The 13640-nt window shown below is 66.1% G+C and carries 16 protein-coding genes; 7 read left to right on the top strand and 9 right to left on the bottom strand.

The features are described 5' to 3' along the window. Positions 1-32 precede the first annotated feature (32 nt). The 3 genes from dapA to LG299_RS16545 are packed head-to-tail and all read right to left on the bottom strand — an operon-like array spanning position 33 to position 2399. The gene (gene dapA / locus LG299_RS16555) at positions 33-1010 is read right to left on the bottom strand and encodes a 4-hydroxy-tetrahydrodipicolinate synthase (protein WP_404432227.1); all 978 of its coding nucleotides are present in this window, start codon (positions 1008-1010) and stop codon (positions 33-35) included. 4 nt (positions 1011-1014) lie between these two features. Next, on the bottom strand, positions 1015-1593 hold the full coding sequence (locus tag LG299_RS16550; protein ID WP_404432225.1) for a dihydrofolate reductase: 579 nt from the start codon (positions 1591-1593) through the stop codon (positions 1015-1017). Beyond that, a complete protein-coding gene (locus LG299_RS16545; RefSeq protein WP_404432223.1) occupies positions 1590-2399 on the bottom strand; it encodes a thymidylate synthase in 810 nt (269 codons plus the stop codon). Before LG299_RS16545 ends, LG299_RS16550 begins: the two co-directional genes overlap by 4 nt. A gap of 107 nt (positions 2400-2506) precedes the next feature. Here LG299_RS16545 and LG299_RS16540 point away from each other — a divergent pair, with 107 nt between their 5' ends. The 4 genes from LG299_RS16540 to LG299_RS16525 all read left to right on the top strand — a co-directional run bounded on the left by LG299_RS16540 (position 2507) and on the right by LG299_RS16525 (position 4915). Further along, positions 2507-2944, top strand: a complete 438-nt coding sequence (locus LG299_RS16540) for a TlpA family protein disulfide reductase (protein ID WP_404432221.1) — start codon at positions 2507-2509, stop codon at positions 2942-2944. Continuing rightward, the gene (locus LG299_RS16535; protein WP_404432219.1) at positions 2937-3482 is read left to right on the top strand and encodes a DUF4395 domain-containing protein; all 546 of its coding nucleotides are present in this window, start codon (positions 2937-2939) and stop codon (positions 3480-3482) included. Before LG299_RS16540 ends, LG299_RS16535 begins: the two co-directional genes overlap by 8 nt. A 91-nt stretch (positions 3483-3573) precedes the next feature. Beyond that, positions 3574-3999 (top strand): OsmC family peroxiredoxin, encoded by a 426-nt coding sequence (locus LG299_RS16530; protein WP_404432217.1) that lies wholly within the window; start codon positions 3574-3576, stop codon positions 3997-3999. After that, positions 3992-4915, top strand: coding sequence for a TIGR01777 family oxidoreductase (locus LG299_RS16525; protein WP_404432215.1), 924 nt, complete (start codon positions 3992-3994; stop codon positions 4913-4915). Before LG299_RS16530 ends, LG299_RS16525 begins: the two co-directional genes overlap by 8 nt. Positions 4916-4924: 9 nt before the next feature. Here the strand turns inward: LG299_RS16525 and LG299_RS16520 are convergent, their stop codons facing one another. Next, positions 4925-5377, bottom strand: a complete 453-nt coding sequence (locus LG299_RS16520) for a hypothetical protein (RefSeq protein ID WP_404432213.1) — start codon at positions 5375-5377, stop codon at positions 4925-4927. Then, positions 5374-6186: a 4-hydroxy-tetrahydrodipicolinate reductase gene (locus tag LG299_RS16515; RefSeq protein WP_404432211.1), complete on the bottom strand. Its 813-nt coding sequence runs from the start codon at positions 6184-6186 to the stop codon at positions 5374-5376. The genes LG299_RS16520 and LG299_RS16515 overlap by 4 nt, the downstream gene beginning before the upstream one ends. Positions 6187-6245: 59 nt before the next feature. On the opposite strand from LG299_RS16515, the gene LG299_RS16510 reads away from it, so the two are divergent. Beyond that, on the top strand, positions 6246-6725 hold the full coding sequence (locus LG299_RS16510; RefSeq protein WP_404432209.1) for a GNAT family N-acetyltransferase: 480 nt from the start codon (positions 6246-6248) through the stop codon (positions 6723-6725). Here LG299_RS16510 and LG299_RS16505 read toward each other — a convergent pair whose 3' ends face one another. From LG299_RS16505 to LG299_RS16495, 3 genes are all read right to left on the bottom strand, one after another. Continuing rightward, a complete protein-coding gene (locus LG299_RS16505) occupies positions 6726-7328 on the bottom strand; it encodes a histidine phosphatase family protein (RefSeq protein WP_404432207.1) in 603 nt (200 codons plus the stop codon). A gap of 73 nt (positions 7329-7401) precedes the next feature. Then, on the bottom strand, positions 7402-8460 hold the full coding sequence (locus LG299_RS16500; protein WP_404432205.1) for an aldo/keto reductase: 1059 nt from the start codon (positions 8458-8460) through the stop codon (positions 7402-7404). Between the two features lie 277 nt (positions 8461-8737). Beyond that, positions 8738-11032: a polyribonucleotide nucleotidyltransferase gene (locus LG299_RS16495; RefSeq protein ID WP_404432203.1), complete on the bottom strand. Its 2295-nt coding sequence runs from the start codon at positions 11030-11032 to the stop codon at positions 8738-8740. 324 nt (positions 11033-11356) lie between these two features. On the opposite strand from LG299_RS16495, the gene LG299_RS16490 reads away from it, so the two are divergent. Beyond that, positions 11357-11533 (top strand): DUF5302 domain-containing protein, encoded by a 177-nt coding sequence (locus LG299_RS16490; RefSeq protein ID WP_404432201.1) that lies wholly within the window; start codon positions 11357-11359, stop codon positions 11531-11533. A 113-nt stretch (positions 11534-11646) separates the two neighbouring features. Continuing rightward, positions 11647-12447, top strand: coding sequence for a DNA/RNA non-specific endonuclease (locus tag LG299_RS16485; protein ID WP_404432199.1), 801 nt, complete (start codon positions 11647-11649; stop codon positions 12445-12447). Here LG299_RS16485 and LG299_RS16480 read toward each other — a convergent pair. After that, on the bottom strand, positions 12444-13598 hold the full coding sequence (locus LG299_RS16480) for a N(5)-(carboxyethyl)ornithine synthase (RefSeq protein WP_404432197.1): 1155 nt from the start codon (positions 13596-13598) through the stop codon (positions 12444-12446). The genes LG299_RS16485 and LG299_RS16480 overlap by 4 nt on opposite strands. Positions 13599-13640: the final 42 nt, after the last annotated feature.

The following is a 13640-nucleotide window of genomic DNA, read 5'->3' as shown; positions in this document are numbered from 1 at the left end:
CATCGTTCTCTCGTCGTCGAACGGACGACGGTCTATCGCGTCGTGCCCGACACCTTGGGCAACGCGCCACCGGCGGCGGCATTGCGGTCAGGGCGGAAGTTGGAGAAGTCGGCTCCGGGAACACCGTTCACGAGCGCCAACTCGTCTTCGATCTTGGCGGCTTCCCACTCTTCGGGGCCGACCAGGGGAAGCCTGACTCGGGGACTGCCGATGCGGCCGAGCCCGTGCAGGATGTACTTCGCCGCCACCGTGCCGGGGACGTGCGTCATCGCGGCTCGCACCAGCGGCTCGAGCCGCTGGTGCTCCGCCGTCGCTGTCTTGAGGTCGCCGGCGTTGACCGCATCGACGATGGCGCGGTACGGCGCCGGCGCGATGTTTGCCGTGACGCCGATCAGACCGGTCGCGCCGATCGCCAGGTGCGGCAGAACGTTCGAGTCATCCCCCGAGAAGTACATCAGGTCGGTCTGGTTCAGCACACGGCTGACCTCGCTGAAGTCGCCCTTGGCGTCTTTGATCGCCAGCACATTGGGGTGCTTGGCAATCCGCAGGATCGTCTCGTATTGGATCGGCACGCCCGTCCGACCGGGGATGTCATAGAGGATGACCGGCAGATCGGTAGCGTCGGCGACCAGTCGGAAGTGCGTAAGAATTCCTGCCTGCGTCGGCTTGTTGTAATACGGCGTGACGATCATGATGCCGTCGGCACCGGCACGCTCGCTCGCCTTGTACAACTCGATCGCGTGGGCGGTTTCGTTCGAGCCACCGCCGGTGATGATCGATGCGCGGCCGGATGCGACGTCCTTGCCCACCTCGACGAGGCGAAGCTTCTCGGCATCGGTGAGCGTGCTCGTCTCTCCGGTGGTGCCGGTCACGACAATGCCGTCGGCGCCGGCGGCGATGACGTCGTCGATGTGCTTCTCGACCCCGGGCCAGTCAACCTCACCGTCGGCCGTCATCGGTGTGACGAGCGCGACGAGAACCTGTCCGAAGGGGTTGCCCGTGTGCGTCATGTTCTCAGGCTATCGGGCCAACGCCGCCTCCCCCACCCGCAGTAAGCGCAAGCCGCTCACCGCAATCGATGTCGGGTCGCTCGAGACCCAGGAATCGATACCGGATGCCTCCGCACGAGGTGTGCCATCCGTCTGCGGGGTCGACATCCACTGCCTTCCACCCTGCATGCGACGGGGCGAAGGTGTCACCCTCGACCGAGACATCCAACTCCGTGACTTCAAGTCGATCGGCACGCCCGATGGCCTCCCGGTAGAGCTGTCCGCCGCCGATCACCCACGTCCACGGTGAGTCAGCGGTGAGCTTTAGCGCAGCACCGAGCGAGCCGGCACGCTCGGCGCCCTGGGCTTGCCAGGTGTCGGACCGCGTCACCACGATGTTGCGCCGACCCGGGAGCGGGCGGAACCGATCGGGCAGTGATTCCCACGTGCGGCGCCCCATAACGACCGGGGCGTCTCCGGTGACGGCGCGAAAGTGCGCGAGGTCTTCGGGGACGTGCCAGGGCATTCCGCCTGCGGCACCGATCACCCCACCCTCGGCCTCAGCCCAGATCAGACCCACCCGGGCGGTCGCAGCATCCGTCATACCGCGACAGCACCGCGAATCGCGGGATGGTGCTGGTAGTCCTCGATGACGAAGTCCTCGAACGTGTAGGCGAAGATCGAGTCGGGCGTGCGAGGAAAGCGCAAGGTCGGCAGCGCGTACGGCTCACGTGTGAGCTGCTCGCGCACCTGATCGAGGTGGTTGTCGTAGATGTGGCAGTCGCCGCCGGTCCAGATGAAGTCGCCCGGCTCGAGACCTGTCTGCTGAGCAACCATCAGGGTCAGCAGCGCGTAGGACGCGATGTTGAACGGCACGCCGAGAAAAAGGTCGGCGCTGCGCTGGTACAGCTGGCACGACAGCTTGCCATCGGCGACGTAGAACTGGAACAGCGCGTGGCACGGTGCGAGCGCCATGTCGGGGATGTCGGCGGGGTTCCAGGCCGACACGATCAGCCGCCGCGAGTCGGGGTTCGATCGGATCTGGTCGATGATCTGCGAGATCTGGTCGATGCTCTCGCCACCCGGCGCGGGCCACGACCGCCATTGGACACCGTAAACCGGGCCTAATTCGCCCTCGGCATCCGCCCACTCGTCCCAGATCGTCACCCCGTGATCGCGCAGCCAGCCGACGTTGGACTCGCCGCGCAGGAACCAGAGCAGTTCATACGCGATGGACTTGAAGTGCACCCGCTTGGTCGTGATCAGCGGAAAGCCGTCGGCCAGGTTGAAGCGGATCTGCCGTCCGAACGAACTCGTCGTTCCGGTGCCGGTGCGGTCGTCTTTGTGGGTGCCGTTCTCCAGCACATCACGCAACAGGTCCTCGTAGGGGGTGGGGATGCCGGTGCTCACGGCTGCCACGATACCGGGGCACCGGCGACATCGGCCCTGTTACGACGGTTCGTCACAATCACCGCGCTAAGGATCCATTCAGCCGCATAGCGATATTCTGAGTGTTTGTGACCCTCATCAACGCTCTCATCGGCCTTGCCGTGCTTCTGGTAGCGACGGTCGCCCTCGGAATCTTCGTCCAATGGCGCCAGGGGCGCCCTCGACGCCACATTCCACACGAGGTGATCGAGCCCACTCGACTGGGCGCCGACACACTCGGCGAGACCGCAACGCTCCTCCAGTTCAGCACCGAACTCTGCGCTCGCTGCCCCGGCGTGCATCGCACGCTGGCCGCGGTCGCCGATGCGCGCAAAGGCGTCCGCCACCTCGACATCGATGTGACGCACCGCCCCGACATCGCCAAGCACTTCCACGTTCTGCAAACCCCCACCACGCTCGTGCTCGACAGCAACGGGGTCGTCCAAACGCGCTTCGGCGGAGCACCGAACCGAGAGGTGCTCGAACTGGAACTCGCACGGCTGGGTGGAGAGACCGCACATGTCTGACGGAACCGATGCTTCGGCCCGGCCGAAGGGGATCGACCCTCGTGGACCGCGGTTCGCCGCATCCATCACGGCCGTCCTTTTGATGATCGCGGTGTTCCTAGGGCTCACTGGCCTCTCGACGGCCACAGATGGCTCGGGCTGGGCGATCTCTTCAGCCACCCTCGGCGAGCGCGCGGCTGACCCTGGTTTCATCGCCCTGCTGGTGATCGCGTTGCTCTTCTTGTGGTCGGTCGCAGCCCCCCGCACCGCGCCGTGGGGTGTGCTCTTCCGCTCCTTGATCGCGCCGCGACTGAGCCCGCCAACCGAGCGCGAAGACCCGCGTCCGCCGCGCTTCGCCCAGGGCGTCGGCCTGTTCGTGACCTCACTCGGGCTGATCCTCCACCTGCTCGGCGTCCCGTGGGCGCTGCCGATCGCGGCCGCCTTCGCGTTCATCGCCGCGTTCCTCAATGCAGCCTTCGCGTTCTGCCTCGGGTGCCAGATGTATCTGCTGCTGCAGCGCACGGGTCTTGTCGGCCGCGAACGCCCGGCCGCCGGCTGAGTCGGCGAATTTCTCGACCGCTCCCGTCGCCCGGCGGTTAGGCTGGCCGCAGGCGTCTCGACGAGCGCGGCGCCGCGACAGGAGGCCCCCGATGACTGTGACGAGCGAAGCCAGCACCGCCTGGAAGGGCAGCCTCGCTGAAGGGTCGGGTGAAGTGACGTTCGTCTCTTCGGGCCTGGGTACCTTCGATGTCAATTGGAAGGCGCGCAGCGAGGGCTCGACCTCGGTCACCACTCCGGAAGAGCTGATCGCCGCGGCGCACTCGTCCTGCTTCAGCATGGCGCTCTCGCACGCTTTGGCGCAGAACGGCACTCCCCCGGAGTCGATTGACACGACCGCGTCGGTCACGTTCAAGCCGGGCACCGGCATCACCGGCAGCCACCTCAACGTCAACGCGGTGATCCCAGGGATTTCTCCCGAAGACTTCGAGCGACTCGCGCAGGAGGCGAAGGCCGGATGCCCCGTCTCAGCAGCTCTCGCGGGCACTGAGATCACCCTTGAGGCAACGCTTGCCTGACCCCGCTGAGCCCGGTCGCGCGCGGCGCGTTGTCGTCGCGGGCGCCTCGGGCCTGATCGGGAGCGCGCTCGTCGACTCGCTACGCGCGGACGGCGTCGAGGTGACCACGCTCGTGCGGCAACCCGCCGAGACCGCTGACGAGGTCGAATGGCTTGCCGACACCAGGCCGCTCGACCCTGCTGTATTGGCAGGCGCCGATGCCGTCGTCGGCCTCAACGGCGCCAGCATCGGACGCTTTCCGTGGACGGCGAAGTACAAGAACACCCTGCTGTGGTCGAGGATCACGCCGACACGCGCCCTCGCGCGTGCAGTGCGCGCGCTCGGAACGGATGCCCCGGCCTTCATATCATCATCGGCCGTGGGCTATTACGGCTCCGCGCCGGGTGTGCGCCTGACAGAAGATTCACCTCGTGGCGGGAGCTTCCTGTCAGACCTCTGCGGCGAGTGGGAATCGGCGGCCTTCGCGGCCGGTGACGACGCACGGATCGTGACACTGAGGACTGCACCGATCGTCCACAAGGACGGGGCACTCAAGCCCCTCTTGCTGTTGACGAAGCTCGGCGTGAGCGGGCCGATCGGCAGGGGCACACAAGCCTGGCCATGGATTTCTCTCGAGGATGAGGTGCGGGCGATCCGCCACGTCATCGACACCGACATCTCAGGCCCGGTGAACCTCTCCGGACCGACACGAGCCACCGCCAACGACCTGGGGTTCGCACTCGCTGTTCGCATGAATCGGCCTTTCGTGTTGCGGGCGCCGGTGTGGGGCATTAAGGTCGCGCTCGGCGCCGACGCGACCGAAGCGCTGCTGACCACCGACGCGCACGTCGTACCGGAGGCACTCGAAGCGTCCGGCTTCACATTCACCCATACGACGATCAGCCAGGCCGTCGCGGCGGCTATTCCCGCGGGCTGAGCCGCCCGCTTAGGCTCGGCGTCGGTCAGCCGACTCGAACCGGATCGCCGAGCGCGCCGCTCCGCGGGCGCGTCGGCGATCACCCGCCGCGTCGTAGGCCAGTGCCAGCCGGTACCACGCGCGCCAGTCTTCGGGGTGTGCCTCGACGTCGGCGCGGTACGCGGGGAACACGGCATCGGCGTCTTCGCGCTCAACGCGGCCGCTGGGGCGGACGAGGACGATCTCTTCGGGGAGGGCATCCTCTGTCTCGAGCCGGCGCGCTAGCTGTTCAGCGCGCACCCCGAACCACAGCTCCCGCCCAACTGCCCAGACCGCTATGAGCGGTAACACGATGAGCGCCACTCCCATCGCAATTCCGACCGGGTCGCCGCTGCCGAGCAGGATGATCGCCCGTTGCCCCGCCAACACGATGTACAGCGCGAGCAGCACTGCCATGACGAGAGCACCGATGCGTGCGCTCATACCCCCGTCGCCCGCGCGACCTGCCCGGTGACGCCGCCCTCTTCGACGGGGGCGACGGCGCGGCCTCCTGGCTGCCGCAGACCGATGTCGATGAACGAATCCAACCCGACGCTGACGCCGCGTGCGTCCCGAGCGGCGGCCAGCGCGATCCGGATACCCGGACCGTATGCCAACGCGGGCTCGATCGTGTCGTGGGTGATCGTGAGCGACTCCCCCGCGCCAGCGAGGATCGTCTCTTGCCGGGCGATGACGCCGGGGCGGCGCAGCGAGTGGATCGGCACGCTCGCGACCTGCTGGCCGCGCGCACGCTGGTCGACGTGCGGCGATTCGACCGGGCCTGTGGCGGAACGTGCTGCGGCGATGAGTTCTGCGGTGCGTACCGCGGTGCCGCTCGGTGAATCAACCTTTGTCTCGCGATGCGCCTCGACGATCTCGATCGACGGGAAGAACGGTGCCGCGACCGATGCGAGCGCCGAGCCCAACACCGAACCGAGCGAGAAGTTGGGGATGAAGACAACCCCGGTGCCGGCGGCTTCCACCAGGGGCCGAACGAGGGCGATGCGTTCGGCAGACCATCCCGACGTACCGACAAGCACGTTGATTCCGCGCTCTGTGGCCGCCCGCACGACGTCGATCGACACGCCGGGGGTCGATGCATCCACCACCAGTTCCGCTCCGGCGAGCTCTGACAGCTCGGAGCGGGAAGAGAGCACGGCGACGATCTCGAAGTCGTCCGAAGCCTCGATGACATCGCGGATGATGCCGCCCAGTTTGCCTGTGCCACCCACGATTGCTACCCGCGTCGTCATGCCTCAATCCTAGGCGCGCGTGTGCGCGGCACCGCCTGCCCTACGCTCGGTGCGTGGTCATGTTGCGCGAATCCTCTGTCGACTCCCCCGAAGCCCACGCTCTGCTGGCGGAGTATTTCCACTCCCGCGAACTCGGCTTCGCCCATCAGAACGTGATCTACACGATCACCTTCCCCGATCCTGCCCTCTACGTTCCGCCGGCCGGGGTGTTTCTCATGGTCGAAGACGACGAGGGCACGGGCGTCGGTTGTGGCGGCATCCGTCTCATCCCCGACGGCCCCCTCGGGCGCCGTTACGAAGTCAAACACCTCTACTTGCGTCCCGAAACGCGCGGGCGCGGATGGGGGCGGATGCTGCTGCACGACCTCGAGCAACGCGCACGCGCCCTCGGCGCGGCCGAGCTGGTGCTCGACACCCATCACTCCCTGACGGCGGCGGCCGCGCTGTACGCAGCCGCCGGGTTCAGCACCATCGAGCCCTATAACGACAACCCGAACGCGACGCGGTGGTACGCGAAAGCGCTGAGCACCGTCGGCTGATCAGGCGGGATAGTGCTCCGGAAGGCCCGTGCGGAGCTCCACAGGGAGGTGCGCGAGGTCGTTATGTGAGAGCAGAGTCCACGGGCGGCCCTGCTTCTGCGAGAGTACCGTGAGCCCGCAGTGCGCCTGATTGAGTGTCATCCACCGCCACTCGGGAGTCTGCAGCACCTCACGCACGAACCACGAGATCACGAAGTTGTGCGTGATGACCAGCTCGTGCACTTCACCGCTCTTGCGGACGAGAAACTCACTCACCGCGTCCGACATCTGAGCTCTACCGGCCTCGATCTCAGCCTCAGTGATCGCCCCGAAGAAGGGCTCGTACGCCGCGGGGGTTTCGGGAGTGACACCGGTGGGCACGCAGTCAAAGAGAAGCGCGGACGGTTCGGGCGCGACCGAGGGCATGCGCTCGGCCACCGCATGCGCGGTCTCTGACGCGCGCATCAGCGGTGAGTGCCACACAGCGTCGAAGGGCACCCCCGAAAGCCTGTCGGCGAGGAGAGACGCCTGACGCTTGCCGCGCGGAGAGAGTGGCCCATCGGTGAGTCCGTGCTCGGCGTCCTGATGCTCGCCGTGTCGCACGAGATAGATGTAGTGCGTCACAAGGCTCGCTCCGTCGGGGGTCCGGTGTGCGCCGTAGGGCGCTCTTCCACCCTACGTCAGGCGGTCGCTCGGGTCACTCCGAGGCGCGCGCGATGTCGGCGAGTTGCGCGCGGCTGAGACGCACGCCGACTCCTTGCACCAGTTCTTCGACATGGTGGGGTGCGTACGCGTTGACGATCGGCGCCGTGACGAGCTTCTGCGAAAGCAGCCACGCAACGGCGACCGCCGCGTCAGGAACACCGAGCTCGGAGCCGATGGAGTCGAGCGCGCGCAGCGTACGGCTTCCCCGGCGGTTGAGGTTCGCGGCGATCTGCGCTCCGCGCACCGACAGGCTTCCCCGTGAGCGGGTGCGCTGGCGGCCCGCCAAGAACCCGTGCTCGAGAGCATGCGAGGGGGTAACGGCCATACCCTGTGCTCCTGCAACCAAACGCAGGTCAGGATCGAATTCGTGGCGGCGCACCACGTTGAAGGGCACATCGAGCACAGTGATGCGCGGGAAGCCTGCCGACGAGAAGATCCGCGCCTCGACGAGCTGCGCAGCGGTGTAGCCAGCCGCTCCGAGCGTGCGGGCCTTGCCCGAATCGATGAGCCACTCAGCAGTGGCCAGAGTGTCTTCGAGCGCCGTCTTGCTGTCTGCCGCAGCGTCCAAATACAGTACGTCGATGCAGTCGGTACGCAATCGGGTGAGGGATGCCTCGACCGCCCGCACGAGGTTGACAGGACCAAGCCCGGGGTTGTCTGCGTGACCGCCGACGCGCACAGCGAGAACGACGTCGTCGCGGAGGCCGCGCGAGTGAATCCACTGGCCGATGATGTGCTCGCTGCGACCGCCAGCGAAACGGTCGGCGGTGTGGACGATGTTGCCGCCCAGCTCGACGTACGCGTCGAGAATGTCATGGCTCGACTCGAGGTCGACGTTCCAGCCGAACTCGGCGCCGCCGAGGATGAGCGGGAAGACTGCCGGGCCCCCCTCGCCCAGCGCGACGCGCACTCCCTGACCCAGCGGAGGGCCGACGACCGGGATCGGAGCGGACGGGTGAACACCGAGCGCGGGAGCGGTAGTGGCGGACGGGCTTGCCGGGCTCGCGTGTCGGGCGGATGAGACCGCCGAACCAACGCCAAATAAGCTCACAACACACCCCCCACGATTACCCCTGTCGGGCTGATCGTGATCTCTTACACGCCCCCCGGCGTGTACTTAGAGAGTAAGCCCGGTCATCGACGTTTCGGTGTAGCGCGGCATCCAGACGGTAAACATTCCATAACGCTTACGTCACAAAGGCGGGAAATGGTGCCGTGTTGTCCCCCGTTCGGGGGACAACACGTGTGATTACGGTGATTTACACGCTCAACGAGTGATGCCCGCCCCCACGACGGGGACGGGCATCACTGTTCAGATGGAGTCTGGCTCAGCCTTCGGCCGGAGCGTCGCCGGGACCCTCGCTCGCAGCGGCGGAACCCTGCTGGTCCGCAGCCTCTTCGAGCACGGGCTCGAGCGACAGCTTGCCACGGTCATCGATCTTCGTGATCTTCACGAGGATCTTCTGACCGACCGAGAGGACGTCTTCGACATTCTCGACACGCTTGCCACCGGCGAGCTTGCGGACCTCGCTGACGTGCAGCAGTCCGTCCTTGCCGGGGAGCAGCGAAACGAACGCACCGAAGGTCGCGAGCTTCACCACGGTACCGAGGAACTGCTCACCGACCTCGGGGTTGGTCGGGTTCGCGATCGCGTTGACCTGCGCACGGGCAGCCTCGGCCGAAGGACCGTCGATCGCGCCGATGTAGACGGTGCCGTCTTCCTCGATCGAGATCTGAGCGCCGGTCTCGTCCTGGATCGCGTTGATCGTCTTTCCCTTGGGGCCGATCAGCTCGCCGATCTTGTCGACCGGGATCTGGACGCTGATCACGCGGGGCGCGGTCGGTGCCATCTCGTCGGGGCTGTCGATCGCTGCGTTGAGCACACCGAGGATCGTGAGTCGAGCCTCGTGAGCCTGCTGCAGCGCGGCGGTCAGCACCGACGACGGGATCCCGTCGAGCTTCGTGTCGAGCTGGATCGCCGTAACGAACTCGCTCGTACCGGCGACCTTGAAGTCCATGTCACCCAGAGCATCTTCGGCACCGAGGATGTCAGTCAACGCGGCGTAGCGCGTCTGACCGTCGACCTCGTCGGTGACAAGACCCATCGCGATTCCGGCGACGGCTGCGCGCAACGGCACACCGGCGTTCAGGAGCGACAGGGTCGAGGCGCACACCGAACCCATCGACGTCGAGCCGTTGGAGCCGAGAGCCTCGGACACCTGACGGATCGCGTAGGGGAACTCCTCCCGGCTGGGGAGCACCGGTACGAGCGCGCGCTCGGCGAGGAAACCGTGCCCGATCTCGCGACGCTTGGGGCTACCCACACGACCGGTTTCACCGGTGGAATAGGGCGGGAAGTTGTAGTGGTGCATGTAGCGCTTGTGCGTCACAGGCGACAGCGAGTCGATCTGCTGCTCCATCTTGAGCATGTTCAGCGTCGTGACACCCAGGATCTGGGTCTCACCTCTCTGGAAGATCGCCGAGCCGTGAACACGCGGGATGACCTGTACCTCGGCATCCAGCGGGCGGATGTCAGCAAGGCCACGGCCGTCCATGCGGACGCCCTCAGCCAGGATGCGACCGCGAACGATGGTCTTGGTGACCGACTTGTACGCAGCCGAGAACTCCAGCGTCGCAACAGCGGGAAGCTCGCCCGACTCGACGGCGGCGAGAAGCTCTGCCTTGACGGCATCCTTCAGCTCGTCGTCGGCGTTCTGACGGTCCTGCTTGTCGGCGATCTGGTAGATCGGAACAAGCTTGTCGTAGGCACGGCCCGCAACGAAGTCGTACGTCTGCTGGCTGTACGGCAGGAAGACCGGAAACTGCTTGATCTCTTTCGCGGCGCTGCTGGCGACCTCTTTCTGCGCGGCGACGAGCTGCTTGAGGAAGGGCTTTGAGGCCTCGAGGCCCTCGGCCACGACCTGCTCGTTGGGCTTGACAGCCCCACCCTTGATGAGGTTCCACGAACCCTCGGTGGCCTCAGCCTCGACCATCATGATCGCGACATCGTCGTTGCCATCGGCATCGGTGATGACACGACCCGCGACGATGAGGTCGAACACGGCCTCTTCGAGCTGGGTCACAGTCGGGAACGCGATCCACTGGTCAGCGTGCTCGCCGTGACCGGGGATGAGCGCGAGGCGGACGCCGGCGATCGGGCCCGAGAACGGCAGACCCGAGATCTGGGTCGACAGGGATGCCGCGTTGATCGCGAGCGCGTCGTAGAACTCGCCCGGCGCGATCGAGAGAACGGTGACGACGATCTGGACCTCGTTGCGGAGACCCTCGACGAACGAGGGGCGCAGCGGACGGTCGATCAGACGGCAGACGAGGATCGCTTCGGTGGAGGGGCGACCTTCCCGACGGAAGAACGAGCCGGGGATCTTACCGGCGGCGTATGAACGCTCTTCGACATCGACCGTAAGCGGGAAGAAGTCGAAGCCTTCGCGCGGGTGCTTTCCGGCGCTGGTGGCCGAAAGGAGCATGGTTTCTTCGTCGAGGTAGGCGGCTACTGCGCCCTGTGCCTGCTGTGCGAGGCGGCCGGTTTCGAACCGGATAGTGCGGGTGCCGAAGCGTCCATTGTCGAGGACGGCTTCAGCGGCGGTGATTTCAGGACCTTCCAAGAGGTCTCTCCTTCTTTGTTTATGCTCGCGTATCCGTATTGACGCGCGAGCGTGCGAAGGAGCAGGAACAGGCAGATTTCAGCGCGCCGATGTCGAGGCGCTTGCACTGGCCACCAGTGGAGGTCTACCCGGCATTGATGGCGAGATCGATGACGGGGAGACCACCACAGGGGACCAGCATCCTGCCGGCCTGCTCCCTGAGCTCATATTGAATTGAGCGGATGCCGCCGTTGGTGAACATAGGCAACCCGCGCAAGCCTACCAGCGGGCGGCGCACACGCCCATTTGTGGCGCAGATCCCGCGTGGATGCGTAGGGTGGAGCCATGAGTACCGATGACCCGACCGCCGCCGCCGACGAGATGAAGCGCAAGTTCAAGGAGGCGCTCGACAAGAAGAACTCGCAGCACCGTGAGGGCGAATCGCACCTGGATGGTGACTCCGCCATCCATGGAACGCACGGCGCGGTGACCAAGCGCGAGTTCCGCCGCAAGAGCGGCTGATTCCGCAGAACAGAGATAGAGGAGGCCTACCCCGTCGGGGTGGGCCTCCTCTCTCTGTGCGATCAGCGGATGACGGTCGTGCGCACCATGATGGATCCATGGTGGAGCCGCGCATGACCTGGAACGGACACGACCCCGACTTCCTCGGCGTCCGGGTGCCGTTGCCGCTACCGACCGATGGGCGTCCAACGCGGGAACTGCTGTATCCGCGGTTCACCGTGCTCCTCGACCCGGAGCGACGGTTCGCGGTGGCGACAGCGGTCGACATCGACGGAGCGAGCCTGCTCGACCTGCCGCGCCGGGGTGATTGGGCGCTCGATGATCGCGTGTCCGACGACGAGCAAGCCGGGTCAGCGGTCTACTCGGCCAACGACCTCGATCGCGGACACCTCGTCCGCCGCCGCGACCCGGGCTGGGGAACCGAAGCACAAGCCCGCGAGGCGACCGCGGCCACCTTCTTCTACACGAACGCGGCGCCGCAGGCGGCAGGGTTCAACCAGTCGAAAGACTTGTGGGTCGGCCTCGAAGACCACGTTCTCGCGTACGCGGATGCCACCGACCAGCGTGTATCGGTGTTCACCGCGCCCGTGCTCGAGCCCGGTGACCCGCCGTATCGGGGCATCCTGATTCCTCGCCGCTTCTGGAAGATTGCTGCCTGGGCGACGACGAAGCCAGGCGGCGAAGCGGCCCTCGTTGCGGCAGGTTTCGTGCTCGATCAGTCCGAGTTGATCAGTGGGGCAACGGTCGCCCCGCTGAGCGGGTTCCGCACCTTCCAGGTGCCGGTCGCCGATATCGCAGAGGTCGCCGGAGTTGAGCTCGGCCCGCTCGTTGAAGCTGATGTACTGGCCGTCGAATCCAGCGCGCGCGAGCATCGGTGGCGCGAGCTGGACTCCGCGACGCAGATTCGGCTCTAACCGGGAAGCACCGCGTACGGCGGTTGGTCGCTCCGGTGCTGAAACTCGAGAATCGCCGGGTTTCGCACCTCGCCATCGCTGACCTCGATCGCACGAGAGATCGTCTCGTTGTCATTCCAGGCGGCGGGGCCGGCCATCACGGTCGGCAGAAATCCGAGGAGTGCCTCGCTGATCTCCCAGCTTGCGGAGTTCCACAGATAGGACGGGCTGTGATCGACGGCGTAGTAGTTGATGTTGCCGCCGACGGTGAACATCGGGTCAGCGAAACTCGTCGGGCGCGCCCACTCGAAGGCCATGCCCTCGTCGCATGAGACATCCACGATGAGACTCCCCGGCCGAAAAGCCCCGAGGTCTGCAGTCTTCACATAGAGCAACGGACGATTCGGATCCTGCAGGGTGCAGTTGACGACGATGTCGCTCTCGGCAAGGAACGGAGCGAGCGGCACCCGGCCGTCGTCGGTGATGACCTCGCTGAGGTACGGCCCGTCGTCGTGATCGAACTGGATCATCCGCGCCGCGTGGATCGGCGCGGCGACCGAAGCAGTGCGGCGGTTGGTGAGTACTCGCACGTCGTGCACACCGTGGGCGCGCAACGCGGTGACCGCGCCTCGGGCGGTCGCGCCGAAGCCGATGACGACTGCGGTGAGCCTGCGGCCGTAGTCTCCGGTCGACCCGCACAACTGCAGAGCGTGCAGGACGGAGCAGTAGCCGGCGATCTCGTTGTTCATATGGAATACGTGCAGGCCGAACGTCCCGTCGCTCCCCCAGTGATTCATTGCTTCGAAGGCGATGGTGGTGAGCCTCTTGTCCAGCGCCAACTGGGTCATCACTTCGTCCTGCACGAGGTGCGGCCACCCCCAGAGCACCTGCCCGTCACGCATGTCGCGAAGGTCCTCGTGCTGCGGTTTCGGAAGCAGGAGGATGTCAGAGGCCTCGATCAGCTCGGTTCGATTCAGGATGCCGCCCACCTGGGGTAGCAGTTCCTCGTCGGTGACACCGAAACGCTCGCCGTAGCCGGTCTCGAGCAGCACGCGCGAACGCAAGTCGTCAGGGATGCGATCGAGATGGCCCGGATGCAGCGGCACGCGCCGTTCGTTCGGCTTTCGTGAAGCGCCGACGACTCCGAGAACGAGAGGGGTGGAGGTGAGCATGTCGTCTTCTTCCTCAGCGCGGGCCGAAGCGACTCCGTGTGC

Origin of the sequence: Microbacterium lacus (assembly GCF_044794305.1) — a bacterium.
GTDB lineage: Bacteria > Actinomycetota > Actinomycetes > Actinomycetales > Microbacteriaceae > Microbacterium > Microbacterium lacus_B.
This window is presented reverse-complemented; position numbering and strand designations above follow the sequence as displayed.